Source organism: Synechococcus sp. CBW1108 (assembly GCF_015840335.1).
Lineage (GTDB): Bacteria > Cyanobacteriota > Cyanobacteriia > PCC-6307 > Cyanobiaceae > Cyanobium_A.
In genome coordinates, this window is the sequence record NZ_CP060395.1 from 2,424,724 (window position 1) to 2,441,123 (window position 16,400).

Consider the following 16,400-nt stretch of genomic DNA (forward strand, 5'->3'; position numbering starts at 1 on the left):
TGCTGGGGATGGTGGCCAGCGCCCTGAGTTTTTCCTTGATGGGCGTGTGCGTGAAGCAGGTGGGGGGCCGGATCCCCGCCGCCGAGGTGGTGCTGGCTCGCAGCCTGATCAGCCTGGGGCTGAGCTGGTTGCTGCTGCGGCGGGCCGGGGTATACCCCTGGGGGCGACGGCGGGGCCTGCTGATCTGGCGCGGAGCTATCGGCACCGCTGCCCTGCTCTGCGTCTACGCAGCCCTGGCCGCCCTGCCGCTGGCCTCGGCCACGGTGCTGCAATACCTCTACCCCCCCTTCACGGCGCTGCTGGCCTGGCTGGTGCTGGGTGAGCGGATCGGCAAGAGGGTGTTGGCCGCCATGGCGCTGGGCTGGCTGGGGGTGCTGCTGGTGGCCCAGCCAGGCGGCAGCTTGGCCCTGGCCTGGCAGCCGGTGCTGGTGGCCGTGGCCGGCGCCCTGTTCACGGCCCTGGCCTATGTGAGCGTGCGTTCCCTGGGCCAGAGCGAGCACCCGCTGGTGATCATCTTTTATTTCCCCCTGGTGGCCCTGCCCCTGAGCCTGCCGCTGGTGGCCCTCAATCCCGTGCTGCCCACCTCCACCGAGCTGCTGTGGCTGGTGGGGGTGGGGCTGTTCACCCAGCTGGGCCAGGTGTATCTGACCCGCAGCCTGATGGCCCTGCCGGCGGCGCGGGCCACGGCGATCAGCTACGTGCAGGTGGGCTTCGCCGCGGGCTGGGGCTGGTTGCTGTTTGGGGAGCAGATCGATGCCGCCACGATCAGCGGAGCCCTGCTGGTGCTGGCGGCCACCCTGGTCAGCCTCAGCCAGCCGGTAGGGGGTCGGTGATCCACAGCTGCCCCCCGTTCTCGCCGGCCGCTCCGCTGGGTCGGGCCAGCCGCCAGCTCTGGCCCTTTTCCCCGCGCTGCAGGTAGAGCTCAAAGGGGCTGTCAACCCGAATTGGATCGCCGGCTAAGCGCCAATCAAACTGGCCCACGATGCGCAGACCTTTGGCCTCACCGATGGACAGCGACTCCTGCTCCGCCACCCGTACCCGACTCACCTCCGGAGCCCCGCCGGCCTCCAGGGCCAGGGCCTCGGCGATGGCACCCTGGGTCAGCTGGATCTGCAGCTCAAGGGCCCCGAGCAAGGCGGAGCGCGGCGGCTGGCCGACCCCACTGCAGCCCGTCAGCGCTAGGGGCAGCAGCAGCAGCAGCAGGGGGAGCAGCAAGCCCCACCACCTGCGCAACGGCGGGCCGGACTGGGCAGAAATGGGCAGGGCGGGCACGATGGGGAACCTTCTAGTGATCCCATGATCGGCTGGCTGCAAGGGCAACTCACCCATCCCTGGCAGCAGGAGAAGCGCTTCGGCCTGATGCTGGTGTGTCAAGGCGTGGGCTACGACGTGCAGGTGAGCCAGCGGCAGTGGCAGCAACTGCCGGAGGCGGGCAGTGCCATGGCCCTGCACATCCACCACGCCATCCGAGATGACGCCTGGCTGCTCTACGGCTTCGCCGAGCGGCCTGAACGGGATCTGTTTCGCGAACTGGTGGCCGTCAGTGGCATCGGCCCCCAGATGGCGCTGGGCCTGCTGGGCGCCATGGATACGGCCGAATTGGTGCAGGCGATCGTGCAGACCGACCTGCGCCGCCTCTGCCAGGCGCCTGGGGTGGGCAAGCGCACGGCCGAACGGCTGGCCGTAGAACTGCGTACCCGGCTGCAGCAAAGATTCCTGGGCCAATTAGAAGCAAGCAGCGACCCCGACTCCCTGGCAGAAGGGGTCATGCTTCCCGCCGCAGGACGGGATGAGGTGCAGCTCACCCTGGCGGCCCTGGGCTATGAGGCCCTGGAGATCCACCGGGCCCTGCGGGCCGTGGCCGCCGGCGGGCTGGCGGAAGGGGCAGGTGCCGAAGACTGGATCCGTGAGAGCCTGCGCTGGCTCTCCCGCCAGGTGGCCTGAAGCGCCCAGGCCCTCTACCCCCAGATCCCCGACCCCCAGACGGTATGGTGGGACCTTGCATACCAGCTCTGGCCCAGCCTGCGCTCCACTCCCCAGCCCATGCCGCTCACCACCACCAAAAAGCAGGAACTGATCAACGGTCACCAGACCCACGGCACCGATACCGGATCGGTGGAAGTGCAGGTAGCCATGCTCAGTGAGCGGATCACCCAGCTGACCGGACACCTGCAGAAAAACAAGCACGACTTCTCCTCCCGCCAGGGGCTGCTGAAGATGATCGGCCGCCGCAAGCGCCTGCTCAGCTATCTCAAGGGGCTCAGCCAGGAGCGCTACAGCCAGCTGATTGCCAAGCTGGGCATCCGCGGCTGATAGGGGCTTACTGAAATGGCCAGCAAGGGCAGGCAGGGGGTTCCCGATGTGGTCGCCAACCGCATGGCCCGGCGGATCGCCATCGGCACAGGCATCCCCACCCTGATGGGCATGGGGGTCTTTGTGGGGAGCTATCTGCTGGTCAGCCGGCAGATTCTCGACATCGCCCCGAGCACCACCCTGGCGGCGTCCGGGGCCTGCTTCTTTCTGGGGGTCTTGGGCCTGAGTTTCGGAGTGCTCTCGGCCAGTTGGGAGGAGCAGCCGGGCAGCCTGCTGGGCACCGAGCAGATCGGCCTGAACATCAGCCGTCTGCGTAGCTCAATGAAAAGCACTCCTACAAGTAGCCCCCCTAAATCAAGCCCCCCTAAATCAAGGTCTCCAAAATCAAGTCCCCCAAAATCAACAAGCAAGAAGCGGTGAGCTGATCGTGGCCTGGAAGTCGGCGGCGGTCAGGGTAAGTAGGGCGGCCTGCACATCATCCACGCAGAACTGGAGACCCAACCGCACAAAGCGGGTCTGATCCTCTTGGCGCACCAAGGCTACCACCGGCACCCGCAGACCCGCCTCATCCTGGGGGGGGCGGTGGCGGTGCAGGCACTCCCGCAGCCGGTGCTGGATGGCGATGTCACTGGCCTGCTCGGCCGGCAGGTCCACCATCAACAGCTGGAGATCGTCGATGCAGCGGCAATCGTCCACGATCAGCTGCACCCGATCATCGCGGCGATCCACCGTGGCCCACACCAGCAGGCGGGCATCCACCATCAAATGGTCGGCGAGGCGGGCGTAGCTCTTGGGAAACACCACGGCCTCGCAGCTGCCGGTGAGATCCTCCAGCTGCAGCACCGCCATCCGATCACCCTTGCGGGTTGTCACCTGGCGGATTTCGGGCACCATCACCACGGCACTCACCTTGGCCTTGTCGGCCAGCTCTTCGAGGTTGGCCAGGGCAATGGGGGAGAGCAGCTTCACTGGTCGGGCCAGCTGCTTGAGGGGGTGATCGGAGAGGTAGAAGCCCACCAGTTCCTTCTCCAACCTCAGTTTCTCGGTGGGTGGGTAGTCGGCCACCGGGGCCGCCTTGGGGGCCACCTCAGCGCCGCTAGCAGCACTAGCTCCAGCTCCGGCCAGTAGATCAAACAAGTTGCCCTGGCCGCTGGCCCGGTCCTTGGCCCGAGAGCTGGCCCAGTCGATCAGCAGATCCAGATCGGCCATCAGCTGGGCGCGGTTGGCCCCGGGCTCGAGGGCATCGAGGCTGCCGGAGTGGATCAATGCTTCGAGGGCCCGGCGGTTGAGCTGGTGGCCCGGGATGCGATCGCAGAGCTCGGCCAGGTTGGCGAAGGCCCCCTCACTGCTGCGGGCCTCAAGCAATTGACGAATTGCCCCATCTCCCAGATTCCGCACCGCCGAGAGCCCAAACAGAATGCGATTGCCGACGGGCGTGAAGTCGATGCCGGAGGCATTCACATCGGGGGCCATCACCTCGATGCCCATGGCGCTGCAGTTGGCGATGTAGCGCTGCACCTTGGCGCTGTCGCCGGCATTCACCGTGAGCAGGGCAGCCATATAGGCCACCGGATAGTGGGCCTTGAGGTAGGCGGTCTGATAGGTCACCGCGCCGTAGGCGGTGGAATGGCTCTTGTTGAAGCAATACTCGGCGAACAGCACCATCTGCTCGAACAGAGCTTCGGCGATCCTGGCCTCCACGCCTCGCTCGGTGGCGCCCTGAACAAAAAGGCCCTGGTGCTTCTCCATCTCACTCTTCTTCTTTTTGCCCATGGCCCGCCGCAGCAGGTCGGCCTCGCCGAGGGAATAGCCGGCCAGGTCTTGGGCGATCTTCATGATCTGCTCCTGATACACCATGATCCCGTAGGTCTCATTGAGGATCGGCCGCAGCTTTTCGTGGGCGAATTCAATCGCTTCGCGGCCATGCTTGCGGTTGATGAACTTGGGGATCAGGCCGGCGTCCAGCGGCCCAGGCCGGTATAGGGCCAAGATCGAGGAGATGTCCTCCAGGGAGGAGGGCTTGAGGTCGCGCACGATCTGGCGCATGCCGCTCGATTCGAGCTGGAAGATGCCCTCCAGATCACCGCGGGCCAGCAGGGCGTAGGTGCCCGGATCATCCAGGGGCAGGGCATCGGGATCGACCCGCTCGCCAGTGCTCTGCTGCACCAGATCGACCGTCTTGTCGATCATGGTGAGGTTTTTCAGACCCAGGAAGTCCATCTTCAGCAGGCCCATCGACTCCACATCTTCCATGAAGTATTGGGTGATCACCTGGCCGTCGTTGTTGCGCTGCAGCGGCACCAACTCATCGAGCGGCTCGGCGGCGATCACCACCCCGGCGGCATGCACACCGAAGGTCTTGTTGGTGCCCTCGATGCGCATGGCCATGTCCACCCAGCGCTGCACGACGGGGTCTTTCTGATACTTCTCACGAAACTCAGGTGCTGGCGACTCGGCGCCGATCATCTCCTTGAGCTTGGCGGGCTTGCCGCGCACCACCGGGATCAATTTGGCCAGCCGGTCGGCGTCGCCATAGGGAATATCCAGCACCCGGGCCACGTCCTTGAGCACCGCCTTGGAGGTCATGCGGTTGAAGGTGATGATCTGGGCCACCTTGTCTTCGCCGTAGCGCTTTGTGACGTAATCGATCACCTCGCCGCGGCGCTCGATGCAGAAGTCGGTGTCAATATCCGGCATCGACTTGCGCTCGGGGTTGAGGAAGCGCTCAAACAGCAGCCCATGGATCACCGGATCGATGTTGGTGATCCCCAGGGCGTAGGCCACCAGGGAGCCGGCGGCTGAGCCGCGGCCGGGACCCACCGGAATGCCGCTGTCGCGGGCGAAGCGGATGTAATCCCACACCACCAGGAAGTAGGTGGGAAAACCCATCTGCTCCATCACCTGCAGCTCGAAGGCCAGCCGCTCGCCATAGAGCGGCTCAAACGGCCGATCGACTTCAAGCTGGAGCCGTTCCCTGAGGCCCTGCTCGGCCACCTCGGTGAGATAGCTCACCGAGGTGTGACCTTCGGGGATGGGGAAGCGGGGCATCTGGTAGCGGCCGAGGATGTCGTAGTCCTCCACCTTCTCGGCCACCCGGGCGGTGTTGGCTACGGCCCGCTCTATTACATCCTGGGACAGGTGGTCGGCGAAGAGGGCGAGCATCTCCGCTTCGCCCTTGATGTATTCGGTGCCGGTGTAGCGCAGCCGTTTCTCATCGCTGATCAACTTGCCGGTGAGCACACACAGCAGGGCATCGTGGGCCTCCACATCGTTGGCACTGAGGTAGTGGGCGTCGTTGGTTGCGACCAGCTCGATGCCCAGCTCGGCGCCGATGCGGGCGATGCCGGTGTTGACGATGCGATCTTCAATGCCGCCGTGGTCCTGGATCTCCAGGTAGAAGTCGCCGGCGAAGACACCCTGATACCAGCTGGCCACCTCCCGGGCCACCTCGGGGCGCCCCTGCAGGATCGCCTGGGGAATCTCCCCGCCCAGGCAGGCGGTGGCCACGATCAGCCCCTCGCTGTGGGCCGCCAGGGTGGCCTTGTCGATGCAGGCGCGGGCAAAGATGCCGCGGCCGCGCATGCCTCGCAGGTGGCTGATGCTGGTGAGCTTGACCAGGTTGCGATAGCCGACGGCATTTTTGGCCAGCACCACCAGGTGGTATCGCTTCTCCTTTTTCTGCTGGGGGTCATCAATGGAGCCATTGATGACATACATCTCATTGCCGATGATCGGCTTGATGCCCGCCTTGGTGCAGAGCTTCAGCAGCTCGATGGCGCCATACATGACGCCGTGGTCGGTCAGCGCCAGGGCCGGCATGTCCAGCTCCAGGGCCCGCTCCACCATCGCCGGCAGCTGGCTGGCCCCATCCAGGAGGCTGTAGTCGCTGTGGTTATGGAGCGGTACGAAGGCCAAGTGCTGGGACGGCCGGGGGCCCGAGAACGGAGCTCAGGTTAGGCGACAACGCAAGATCCAGCGTGGCTCACCGCCCTATTGGGGCATAGGCCACCAGATCTGGAGTCGGGTGGTTGTGCAGCACCCGGGCCGCCAGCTCGTATTGGTGGGCTACCTGCAGCAGGCGCGGCTCCTCGAGCACGCCGGTGATCAATTGCAGACCGATCGGCAGACCCTGGGCGTCGAAGCCACAGGGCACGGAGATGGCCGGCAGACCCGCCATGTTGGCGGGGATGGTCAGCAGGTCGGCCAGATACATGGCCAGGGGGTCGTTGCTGTGGGCGCCGAAGCCGAAGGCGGTGGTGGGCGAGGTGGGGGTGAGCAGCACGTCAACGGTCTCGAAAGCCCGGTCGAAGTCGCGGCGGATCAGGGTGCGCACCTGCTGGGCCTTCCTGTAGTAGGCATCCACGTAGCCGGCCGAGAGGGCATAGGTGCCGATCAGGATGCGGCGCTGCACCTCGTCGCCGAAGCCCTCGGCCCGGCTGCGGGCGGTCATCTCCGCCAGGCTGGTGGCAGCGGGGCTGCGGTAACCGTATTTGACCCCGTCGTAGCGGGCCAGGTTGGCCGATGCCTCCGACGGGGCGATCACGTAGTAGGTGGCGATGCCGTCGTTGAAGCGGGGGCAGCTCACCTCCACCAGCTCACAGCCCAGGGCCTCGAGCTGGGCGGCGGCGGCCAGCACCGAGGCCTTCACGGCGGGGTCGAGCCCCTCCGCCGCAAAGCATTCGCGCACGATGCCCACCCGCAACCCCTTGACGGGTTGGTCAAGGGCGGCGACGTAGTCGGGCACCGGGGCTTTGAGGCAGGTGGCATCGCGGGGATCGGCGCCGGCTATTACCTGCAGCAGTTCGGCCGCATCGGCCACGCTGGTGCTGAAGGGGCCCACCTGGTCGAGGGAGCTGGCGAAGGCCACCAGCCCGTAGCGGCTGACCCGCCCGTAGGTGGGCTTGAGACCCACCACACCGCAGAAAGCGGCGGGTTGGCGGATCGAGCCGCCGGTATCTGACCCCAGGGCCGCCAGACATTCACCGGCGGCCACGGCCGCCGCACTGCCACCGGAACTGCCGCCGGGTACGCGCTCGGGGTTCCAGGGGTTGCGGCTCGGCCCGAAGGCGGAGGTTTCGGTCGAGCTGCCCATGGCGAACTCGTCGAGATTGGTTTTGCCCAGCAGCACCGCGCCGGCCTGCCAGAGCCGTTCGGTGACGGTGCTCTCGTAGGGGGGCACGAAGTGCTCCAGCATTCGGCTGGAGCAGGTGGTGGGAATGCCCTGGGTGCAGAGGTTGTCCTTGATCCCCAGGGGGATGCCGGCCAGGGGAGGCAGGGCTTCGCCAGCAGCGCGCCGGGCATCGATGCGATCGGCGTCGTCCCTGGCCCGCTCGGCCGTGACCTCAAGAAAGGCGTGGATGCTGGCATCTACCGCGGCGATGCGGGCCAGGTGGTGATCCGTGAGCTCCCGGGCCGAGACCTCGCCCTTGCTCAGTTGCTCACGCCATGCGGCGATCCCCATCCACCTAGTTGCCAGTTGAACTGGACGCTATCAGCCGATCTCCGTTAGCTGATCTCCGTCAGGGGCTCGCCCCTGCGGGTGCGCAGCAACCTGTGCTCGAGGGAGGCGGGCGCTTCGGCCTGCAGATCCGAGAGGAATTCGGGCAGGCGGGCTTCGAGGGTGTGCCGGCGCACGAAGGGGCCAAACCAGTAAATCGCGTCGGGGCCATGGGTTTCGACCCGTGCCCACCAAGCCAGGCCCAGACCATTAGCGCAGCTGCGCAGGGGCCACAGCAGGGGATTCATGGGGCAGGGGCGGGAATGGTTCCATTCTGCCCGGCGCCGGGTCCCCCCAGCCCGGCCTTAATCACAACTAGAGATCACAACCGGAAATCAAACCAGTGATCACAACTGGATATCACCGCTGAATCCAGCTGGCGGGGCCGGCGTCAGCCCTAGCTCCACCACAGGAGCCTCGCCGGGCGCCTCTGCGGCAGGGGCCTCGGGCTGGGCTTCTTCGGCAAGAGCCTCGGGTTCGGGCAGAGGCCCAGGCTGGAGCTCGGGCTCAGGCGGGGCCTCGGGCAGAAGCTCGGGCTCGGGTACTGCTGCTGCGACGGGCAGCTGGGGGCGTACCAGGCGCGGGGCGGGCTGGCTGCCCCGCAAGCCCTTCATCCAGCCCCGCCGGGCAACCTCGTAGAGCAGCAGGGCCGTGGCCACCGAGGCATTGAGGCTGGGGGTTACCCCCCGCAGGGGAATGCGCACCAGCTGGTCACAGTTGCGGCGGGTGAGCATCGAGAGACCGTCGCCCTCCGAGCCGGTCACAACCACCAGGGGACCCTCCAGATCCACCTCCTCCAGGCTGAGGGCGCCTTCGCTGGCCAGTCCCACCACCCGGTAGCCCTCCTGCTTGAGGGCGTCGAGGGCCCGGTTGAGATTCACCACCCGGGCGATGGGGAGGTGCTCCAGGGCGCCCGCCGCAACCTTGGCCACTGAGCCGGTGAGGCCGGCACTGCGCCGCTGGGGCAAAACCAACCCGTGGGCGCCGAGGGCTTCGGCACTGCGCACGATGGCCCCCAGGTTTTGGGGATCGGTGAGGCCATCGAGGGCAATCAGCAGGGGTGGCTCGCCGATGGCGGCGCAGCCCTCGATCAGGCTGGTCAGATCGAGGGTGTCGGCGGCGGCGGTCTGCAGGGTGATGCCCTGGTGCACCGCTCCGCCGGTGAGCTGGCCCAGCCGGGCCCAGGTGACCTCCTCCACCAGCACACCCGAGGCCTTGGCCTCGCGCAAGAGCTGCAGAAACTTGGTGCTGGTGCGCACCTCAGGCGTGCACCAGATGCGGTGGATCGGCCGGCCGCCCTCGAGCGCCGCCTGGGCGGGATGGCGACCCCAAATCAGATCGGTGCTGGGGTCGATGCTGTGGCGTTCGGCCTCGCCGGCAGCCAGCGGCGGAGCGGCGTCAACGATCAGGGGCCTGGCGGCGGAGCGCAGTGGCGCCCCGGCCCGGCGCGGACCAAAACGGCCCTCGATGCGGGCGCCGGGTCTGCGGTCATAGGGCTTCCTGTCACCAATGGGTCGCCTCTCACCAAGGGGCCGCCTGTCTCCTAGGGACCTTCTTTCGCCAAAGGGTTTTCTCTCCCCGTAGGAGCGCTCGTATGGTTTTTCGTAGGGTTTTTCATAGGGCTTCTCATAGGGTTTTTCAGCCCTGCTGGCGGGACGATCTAAACTTCCCTCCCGGCGGGGTTGGCGACGCAGATCACGGGGCCCAGTTCCTCGGCCCTCCCGACCCTCACGAGCTTCCCGACCCTCCCGACCCTCGCCGGCCCCTTTGAAACGGGTTGGGCGACCAGTGCCGCGACGGGGTTCAAAGCGTGGACTCATGGCGGCGTTCGCTGGTTATGGATCGTTTTCCTGCAAGTGATCTAGCAGCTCGGCCAACCGGCCTGGATCGTGGAGAAACAGCCAGCCCAAGAGGGTCTCGAAGCCGGTGGCCTGGCCATAGGCCGCCGCATCGCCCAGGCGCGGCCCCCGCCCGGCCCGGTTGCGGCCGCGACGCACCAGATCCAGCTCTGACTCGCTGAGCAGGCCATCGAGGCACTCCAGGCATCGGGCCTGGGCACCGGCGCGCACCACCTGCACCACCTGCTGATGCAGCGTCTGGGAGCGGGCCGGCCGGCGGCAGCGTTGCAGCCGGTGGTGCAGTTCCCACACCGCATCCCCCAGCCAGGCCAGCTGCAGGGGGCCCAGCTCAACCTTGGGGGGCTGGGGCGTCAACCCAGCCAGCCAGCTCCCTGGCGTCGCCGAATCGGGCTCGCCCCGATCAGGCGGCGAGGCTGCCAAGGGCGGTTTCCAGGTTTGGTTGCAGATGCAAAAACTCTTCCAGGCGCACGAGCTTCACGGTCTGCACCACCCGGGCGTTGCCCACCACCAGAAACTTCTGCTTGCCCGTATTGCACTGCTTGGCCAGCTGAACCAGGGCCCCGAGGCCGGAGGAATCGATGAAGTCGATCGCACTCAGGTCAATAACAAGGGGTTGGCCGCTGCCGCGGTGGGAGGCGATGAAATCGCCAAACTGCTTATCGGAATAGGCATCGAGCTGGCCGGTGAAGCGGAACAGCTGGCAGTGGGCCTGCTGCTCGAAGCCCCCGCGTAGGGACACCGTCAATCGCTGCAGGTCGTTGATGGCTCCAATCCCCGATCAGTTCTGCCGGGAGTGTAGGGAGTTGATTTGACTGTGCGGAAGTCGCAACAAAACTGCGCCAGACCTCAGCGTCGCGCAGCCATCAGGGCGACAAAGCGGGCGAAGTGGTGGTCGGCGTCATGGGGGCCAGGGCTGGCTTCCGGGTGGTATTGGATGCCAAACACCGGGGCATCGACCATTTCCAGGCCCGCCACGGTGTGGTCGTTGAGGTTGAAGTGACTCACCCGCACCCTTCCCGCCGGCAGGGAGCTGGCATCGAGGGCAAAGCCGTGATTCTGGCTGGTGATCTCTACTTGACTTGTGATTTCCACCTGACCGGGGCTGCCGCAGGGGTGGTTCAAGCCGCGGTGGCCGTAGCCGAGCTTGTAGGTGCGTCCGCCCAGGGCCAGGCCGAGGATCTGGTGGCCCAGGCAGATGCCGAACAGGGGCAGATCGGCCTGGGCGATCAGGCCCCGGGCCAGCTCAATGCCGCCGCTGACGGCAGCAGGATCGCCCGGCCCATTCGAGAGAAACACCCCCTTGGGCTGGTGGCTGAGCACCTGGTCGAGCCGGGCATCGGCCGGCAGCACGGTGACTTCGCAGCCGTGGGCCACCAGCCGCTCCAGGATGGCTCGCTTGATGCCGAAGTCGATCGCCACCACGCGGTAGGGGCGCTCTGGGGCAGGTTGCAGGCGAGCATCGAAGGGCACCCCACACGCCTGGTGCCACTGGTAGGACTGCTGGGTGGAAACCTGGGCCGCCAGGTTGAGGCCCTGCATCGACGGGGCTCTGCGCACCTGCTCCAGTAACTCCAGGGCTGGGGTGCCATCGCTGCTGATCGCCCCATTGATCGCTCCGCCCTCGCGCAGGTGGCGAACCAGGGCGCGGGTGTCGACAGCCCGGATTCCCACCACCCCATGGCCGGCCAGCCAGGGTTCCAGCTCCTCCTCGGAGCGCCAGTTGCTGGCCCGGGGTGCCAGCTGGCGGGCAATCACGCCGCGCACGTGGGGGCGGTCCGCCTCCTGATCGGCGCCGTTGACGCCGATGTTGCCCAGCTCGGGGTAGGTGAAGGTCACCAGCTGGCCGCTATAGCTGGGGTCGGTGATCACCTCCTGATAGCCGGTCATGCCGGTGTTGAACACCACCTCACCGATGGCCGTGCCCCGGGCGGCAAAGGCCTCACCGCGCAGCAAAGTGCCATCGGCCAGCACCAACAGGGCAGGGGCCTGGCTCAAGGGTTCGATGCAAGTGAAGTGATCATCCCGCAGCCGGCGCGGGCAGGGCCTTGCGCAACCGCTCCAGGGTCTGCCAGCCGCCGCCCGAGGCGAGGGCCGCCTGGGCCTGCTCCAGCCCCTCCGCCACGCTGGCGGCCTGCCCGGCGGCCCAGAGCACCAGGGCAGTATTCAGGGCCACGACATCGCTCTGGGCCCGGCTGCCCCGACCCTGCAGCACAGCTTCGAGAATGGCCCGGTTGGTGGCCAGATCGCCCCCGGCCAGGGCAGCCAGGGGGGCCCGCTGCAGGCCCAGCTGCTCTGGATCGAGCTGGTCGCTGCGCACCGCACCGGTCTCCACCAGCCGCAGCTCATTGACGCCGGCCAGGGAGGCCTCATCCAATCCCCCCTGGCCGTACACCACCACCGCCCGCTGCAGGCCGAGCCGGGCCAGGGCATCGGCCATGGGATCGAGCAGGTCGGCACGGGCCACGCCCAGCACCTGGGCATCGGGCCGCAGCGGGTTTACCAGGGGACCGAGCAGGTTGAACACCGTGCGCACGCCCAGGCTGCGGCGCAGGGGTGCCAGACCCACCAGGGCCGGATGCCAGCCAGGGGCAAACAGAAAGGTGAGGCCGGCCTGGGCCAAGGCGCCAATCACCTGGGCCTGGGGAGCCTGCAGGTGGATGCCGGCGGCTTCGAGCACATCGGCCGAGCCCACCCGGCCGCTGGCGCTGCGGTTGCCGTGTTTGGCCACATGGGCGCCGCAGGCGGCCGCCACAAAGGCCACGGCCGTGGAAATGTTGAAACTGTCCGCCCCGTCGCCGCCGGTGCCGCAGGTATCGACCAGGGGCAGGGCCGGGCGGGCCGCCGGGAGGTCACAGGCCTGCCGCAACACCTGGGCCATGGCGGCCAGTTCCTCGCCGCTGGCCCCCTTGGCCCGCAGGGCCGCCAGCAGGGCGCCGGTGAGCACCGGATCGATCTGCTCGGCCAGCCAGCCCTGCATCAGGCCGGTGGCCTCGGCGGAGCTGAGCGACTGCCCATCTAGCAATTTTTCCAGAAGGACTGGCCAGGGTTGGGCGGGTGCCATCGGGTGCGGCCAGAAAAAAGCCCGGGTGCAATGCACGCCGGGCCGGGTGATGGGGACCCTCCCACTATCACCCGAAGAGGGGGGAATTGGCGATGCCCCAGGGCAATTTCATCTAGGTCTGCTCCTGGTCTGCGGTGTCGAAACTCGAACCAACCGCCGCACTGGCGCCGGGAGTAGCCGTGGCTGCGGGCCGAAAACCCGCCTCCCAGATGGCCCTGGTGCGGCTGTGCAGCTGCTGGCGGCTGAGGCCCCAGAGCCGCAGGGCCTTGGCCAGATCGGCGCTGAGGTCATGGGCGCCGGGAAAATTCTCGTAGCGCATCAGCAAGCGCGCCGCATCCACCAGGTGGGCATCGGCGGGTTGCTCGGCCGCCAGCAGGCGATCCACCACATCCCTGTCGGTGGCATAGAGGGGATGGCTCTGGTCGTTGCTGCTGGGTTCCATCAGGGCAAAGCAGGCCCGCCCAGCCTGCCGCAAAAGCACATGCCTAGGTTGGGCCCACTTGTGCACCTGGCCCCTGATGGGAGCACTTCGGCTGGACCTGATCCGGCGCTACCTGCGCCCCCATCGCCGCCAGGTGCTGCAGGGCGCAGCGGCCCTGGTGGTGGTGAACCTGTTGAGCGTCTCGATTCCACTGCTAGTGCGGCGGGTGATCGATGACCTGCAGGACGGCTTCGCCCTGGGGGATGTGCTGGCCCAGGCGGCCCTGATCGTCGCCCTGGCCAGCGTGATGGGGGCGGTGCGCCTCTACTCGCGCATGCTGGTTTTCGGCGTGGGCCGGCAGGTAGAAGCAGACCTCAAGCAGCAGATCTTTGACCACCTGCTGCTGCAGGAGCCGGGCTGGGTGCAGACCACCGGCAGTGGCGAGCTGATCAGCCGGGCCACCAGTGATGTCGAAAACGTGCGCCGCCTGATGGGCTTTGCCGTGCTCAGCCTCACCAACACGGTGCTGGCCTATGCCCTCACCCTGCCGGCCATGCTCGCCATCGATCCCTGGCTGAGCCTGGCGGCGGTGGGCCTCTACCCGGTGATGCTCGTGGTGGTGCGCCTGTTCGGCGGCCGGATGATGCGCCAGCAACGCCGCCAGCAGGAGGCCCTAGCTTCGCTCAGCGACCTGATCCAGGAAGACCTCTCCGGCATCAGTGCCATCAAGATCTACGGGCAAGAGAGCACGGAGCAGGCCGCCTTCGCCGGCCGCAACCGCACCTATCGGGATGCGGCCCTGAACCTGGCCCGCACCCGCAGCACCCTGTTCCCCCTGCTGGAGGGGATCGCCTCCATCAGCCTGCTGCTGCTGCTGGCCCTCGGCAGCGGCCAGCTCGAGAGCGGACTGCTGACGATCGGCGACCTGGTCGCCCTGATCCTGTTTGTCGAGCGGCTGGTTTTCCCCACCGCCCTGCTCGGCTTCACCCTCAACACCTTCCAGACAGGCCAGGTGAGCCTCGAGCGGGTGGAGGAGCTGCTGCAGCGCAAGCCTCTGATCGTCTCGCCTGAGCGGCCCCAGGCCCCAGCCCTGCCAGGCCGCGGGGCGGTTCAGGCCCGCGGCCTCACCGTGCGCTACCCAGGGGCGCCCAGGCCAGCATTGGTTGACGTGAGTTTTAGCCTCAAGCCCGGTGAGCTGGTGGCGGTGGTCGGCCCGGTGGGCTGCGGCAAAACCACCCTGGCCCGGGCCCTGGGGCGGATGGTGGAGGTGGAGCCAGGCCAGCTCTGGCTTGATGGGGTCGATATCACCAGGCTGGAGCTCTCAGCCCTGCGCGATCGGGTGGGGCTGGTGCCCCAGGAGGGCTACCTGTTCACCGCCTCCCTGGCGGACAACCTGCGCTACGGCAAACCGGAAGCGCCGCTGGAGCAGGTGGAGGAGGCCGCCTGCCAGGCCCGGCTGGAGGGGGATATCAAGGGCTTCCCAGATGGGTACCAGACCCTGGTGGGGGAGCGGGGCATCACCCTCAGCGGCGGCCAAAGGCAACGCACGGCCCTGGGCCGGGCCCTGCTGGTGCAGACGCCCCTACTGGTGCTCGACGACGCCCTGGCCAGCGTTGACAACAACACGGCCGCCGCGATCCTCCACAGCCTGCGAGACCAGCAGGGGCGCACCATCTTGATGATCAGCCACCAGCTCTCGGCCGCCGCCGCCTGCGACCGGGTGCTCGTGCTGGAACAGGGACGGCTGGTGCAACAGGGCCCCCACCTCGAGCTACTGGCCGAAACCGGCGGCACCTACCGGCGCCTCTGGGACCGCCAGCAGGCCAGCGAGCAATTGCAGGCGGCGGGCTGATCTCAATACTTGTTGAGCAGCCCAGAAAAGATCCCAGGCTCAGGCTTAGGTGGGGAGAGAATTCCTCCACCTGCCAGGTCGCCATGGAGCCCGCTGCCCCCTTCCCCGGCCTGCCCTACCGGCTGCGCTGCACCCTGACCTTCGGCGACATCTATGGCCAGATCCTGATCTGGATGCTGGTGATCTTCGCCAGCCTGGCTGCCGGCCTGGCCCTGATGGGGGCCAGCAAGCCAATCTTTGCCCTGGTGGGGGTGGGGGTGATCCTGGTGCTGTCCTTGCCCTTCCTGCTCTTCGCCTTCACCACCACCCTGCTCAACCACATCGCCCTGGAGCCGGACGCAGACCCCAAAGGGGCTGCCTAGGCTGAACTGCGATCGCCCTATTGCAAGTGTTTGGCCTGTTTGAGACCGCAACCCCCACCCAAGCAGCCCATGCGGTGCTGGGCACTCCGATTGACGCCCAGCCGGGCCCAGGTCAGAACGTGGCTATCTTTGGCTGTGGCTGTTTCTGGGGGGCGGAGAAGGGGTTCTGGCGCCTGCCCGGGGTGGTGACAACGGCGGTGGGCTATGCCGGGGGCTCGGCTGATAAGCCCAGCTACAACCAGGTGTGTTCGGGCCGCAGCGGCCACAGCGAGGTGGTGCGGGTGGTGTGGGACACCGCTCTGGTGGATTTCAGCGACCTGCTAAAGCTCTTTTGGGAATGCCACGACCCCACCCAGGGAGATCGGCAGGGGAATGACCGCGGCAGCCAATACCGCTCGGTGATCTATCTGGATGATCCGGCGCTGATGGAGCTGGCCCAGGCCAGCCGCCAGGCCTACCAGCTCCTGTTGAGCGGGGCGGGCTTCGGGCCGATCACCACCGAACTGCGCAGCAACCAAACCTTCTGGTACGCCGAGCCCTACCACCAGCAGTATCTGGCCAAGCCCGGCAGCCGCCCCTACTGCTCCGCCCAGCCCAGCGGGCTGCGCTTGGGCGCCTTTGAGGGCGCCAGCTACAAGCTGAACCCCCGGGTGTGGAACTCCTACGACTGGTCGGTGGCCCACTGCGTGCTGCGGGGTGACAATGCCCCCATCCAGCTGGCCTAGATAATGCCGGTGCTGCCCATGCCCATGCTGCTCCTCTCGCTGCTGTCGATGGGTTCGCCCTGGTGGGAGGACTACGGCATCACTGAGAAGTTCCTCTGCCCCAATGAGCGCGCCGTGACCCTGGAGCGCAATGATGCCCAGGCCTCACTGATCGCCGGCCGGTTCCGCTCCACCCTGTTTAGGGAAGACTCAAACCTGCCTGGCCTGCGCTACCGCAATGAACAGATGACCGTGATTCTGCGGGGCGACGTGCTCACCATGGAACAGTCGTTCCAGAAACTGGAATGCCTGCGCACCCAGCAAGTTTGAT

The 16,400-nt window shown here is 67.1% G+C and carries 18 protein-coding genes; 8 read left to right on the forward strand and 10 right to left on the reverse strand.

Translation table 11 applies throughout. The features are described 5' to 3' along the window. Positions 1-8: 8 nt before the first annotated feature. Positions 9-833 carry a DMT family transporter gene (locus H8F27_RS13190; protein WP_197148628.1) on the forward strand — a complete coding sequence of 275 codons (825 nt, stop codon included), beginning with the start codon at positions 9-11 and terminating at the stop codon, positions 831-833. Here the strand turns inward: H8F27_RS13190 and H8F27_RS13195 are convergent. Next, positions 808-1,272: a hypothetical protein gene (locus H8F27_RS13195; protein WP_231596275.1), complete on the reverse strand. Its 465-nt coding sequence runs from the start codon at positions 1,270-1,272 to the stop codon at positions 808-810. The two genes, H8F27_RS13190 and H8F27_RS13195, sit on opposite strands and share 26 nt — an antisense overlap. A gap of 24 nt (positions 1,273-1,296) precedes the next feature. Between H8F27_RS13195 and ruvA the strand changes: the two genes are divergently transcribed. From ruvA to H8F27_RS13210, 3 genes are all read left to right on the forward strand, one after another. Further along, entirely contained in the window at positions 1,297-1,944 is a 648-nt protein-coding gene (gene ruvA / locus H8F27_RS13200; protein ID WP_197148629.1) for a Holliday junction branch migration protein RuvA, read from the forward strand. A 99-nt stretch (positions 1,945-2,043) separates the two neighbouring features. Then, the gene (gene rpsO / locus H8F27_RS13205; protein ID WP_197148634.1) at positions 2,044-2,313 is read left to right on the forward strand and encodes a 30S ribosomal protein S15; all 270 of its coding nucleotides are present in this window, start codon (positions 2,044-2,046) and stop codon (positions 2,311-2,313) included. Between the two features lie 15 nt (positions 2,314-2,328). Beyond that, the gene (locus H8F27_RS13210; RefSeq protein ID WP_197148635.1) at positions 2,329-2,733 is read left to right on the forward strand and encodes a PAM68 family protein; all 405 of its coding nucleotides are present in this window, start codon (positions 2,329-2,331) and stop codon (positions 2,731-2,733) included. Here the strand turns inward: H8F27_RS13210 and H8F27_RS13215 are convergent. The 9 genes from H8F27_RS13215 to H8F27_RS13255 form a co-directional block, all read right to left on the reverse strand. After that, positions 2,713-6,228 carry a DNA polymerase III subunit alpha gene (locus tag H8F27_RS13215; protein ID WP_197148637.1) on the reverse strand — a complete coding sequence of 1,172 codons (3,516 nt, stop codon included), beginning with the start codon at positions 6,226-6,228 and terminating at the stop codon, positions 2,713-2,715. The genes H8F27_RS13210 and H8F27_RS13215 overlap by 21 nt on opposite strands. Before the next feature lie 67 nt (positions 6,229-6,295). After that, on the reverse strand, positions 6,296-7,774 hold the full coding sequence (gene gatA, locus H8F27_RS13220) for an Asp-tRNA(Asn)/Glu-tRNA(Gln) amidotransferase subunit GatA (protein WP_197148638.1): 1,479 nt from the start codon (positions 7,772-7,774) through the stop codon (positions 6,296-6,298). A gap of 44 nt (positions 7,775-7,818) precedes the next feature. Then, the gene (locus H8F27_RS13225) at positions 7,819-8,058 is read right to left on the reverse strand and encodes a DUF1816 domain-containing protein (RefSeq protein ID WP_197148639.1); all 240 of its coding nucleotides are present in this window, start codon (positions 8,056-8,058) and stop codon (positions 7,819-7,821) included. 99 nt (positions 8,059-8,157) lie between these two features. Continuing rightward, positions 8,158-9,630 carry a 23S rRNA (guanosine(2251)-2'-O)-methyltransferase RlmB gene (gene rlmB / locus H8F27_RS13230; RefSeq protein ID WP_197148640.1) on the reverse strand — a complete coding sequence of 491 codons (1,473 nt, stop codon included), beginning with the start codon at positions 9,628-9,630 and terminating at the stop codon, positions 8,158-8,160. 15 nt (positions 9,631-9,645) lie between these two features. Continuing rightward, positions 9,646-10,032 (reverse strand): ribonuclease III domain-containing protein, encoded by a 387-nt coding sequence (locus H8F27_RS13235; RefSeq protein ID WP_197153574.1) that lies wholly within the window; start codon positions 10,030-10,032, stop codon positions 9,646-9,648. Positions 10,033-10,069: 37 nt separating this feature from the next. Continuing rightward, on the reverse strand, positions 10,070-10,414 hold the full coding sequence (locus H8F27_RS13240; RefSeq protein WP_197148641.1) for an STAS domain-containing protein: 345 nt from the start codon (positions 10,412-10,414) through the stop codon (positions 10,070-10,072). Positions 10,415-10,515: 101 nt separating this feature from the next. Beyond that, entirely contained in the window at positions 10,516-11,664 is a 1,149-nt protein-coding gene (carA, locus tag H8F27_RS13245; protein ID WP_231596276.1) for a glutamine-hydrolyzing carbamoyl-phosphate synthase small subunit, read from the reverse strand. 22 nt (positions 11,665-11,686) lie between these two features. Beyond that, a complete protein-coding gene (trpD, locus tag H8F27_RS13250) occupies positions 11,687-12,730 on the reverse strand; it encodes an anthranilate phosphoribosyltransferase (protein ID WP_197148642.1) in 1,044 nt (347 codons plus the stop codon). A 112-nt stretch (positions 12,731-12,842) separates the two neighbouring features. Next, positions 12,843-13,172 carry a DUF3288 family protein gene (locus H8F27_RS13255; RefSeq protein ID WP_197148643.1) on the reverse strand — a complete coding sequence of 110 codons (330 nt, stop codon included), beginning with the start codon at positions 13,170-13,172 and terminating at the stop codon, positions 12,843-12,845. 76 nt (positions 13,173-13,248) lie between these two features. Between H8F27_RS13255 and H8F27_RS13260 the strand changes: the two genes are divergently transcribed. The 4 genes from H8F27_RS13260 to H8F27_RS13275 all read left to right on the forward strand — a co-directional run bounded on the left by H8F27_RS13260 (position 13,249) and on the right by H8F27_RS13275 (position 16,399). Next, positions 13,249-15,003, forward strand: coding sequence for an ABC transporter ATP-binding protein (locus tag H8F27_RS13260; protein ID WP_197148644.1), 1,755 nt, complete (start codon positions 13,249-13,251; stop codon positions 15,001-15,003). Between the two features lie 83 nt (positions 15,004-15,086). Continuing rightward, positions 15,087-15,365 carry a hypothetical protein gene (locus tag H8F27_RS13265; RefSeq protein ID WP_197148645.1) on the forward strand — a complete coding sequence of 93 codons (279 nt, stop codon included), beginning with the start codon at positions 15,087-15,089 and terminating at the stop codon, positions 15,363-15,365. Positions 15,366-15,391: 26 nt separating this feature from the next. Beyond that, positions 15,392-16,090, forward strand: coding sequence for a peptide-methionine (S)-S-oxide reductase MsrA (msrA, locus tag H8F27_RS13270; protein WP_197148647.1), 699 nt, complete (start codon positions 15,392-15,394; stop codon positions 16,088-16,090). A gap of 3 nt (positions 16,091-16,093) precedes the next feature. Continuing rightward, a complete protein-coding gene (locus H8F27_RS13275) occupies positions 16,094-16,399 on the forward strand; it encodes a hypothetical protein (protein ID WP_197148654.1) in 306 nt (101 codons plus the stop codon). Position 16,400 lies beyond the last annotated feature (1 nt).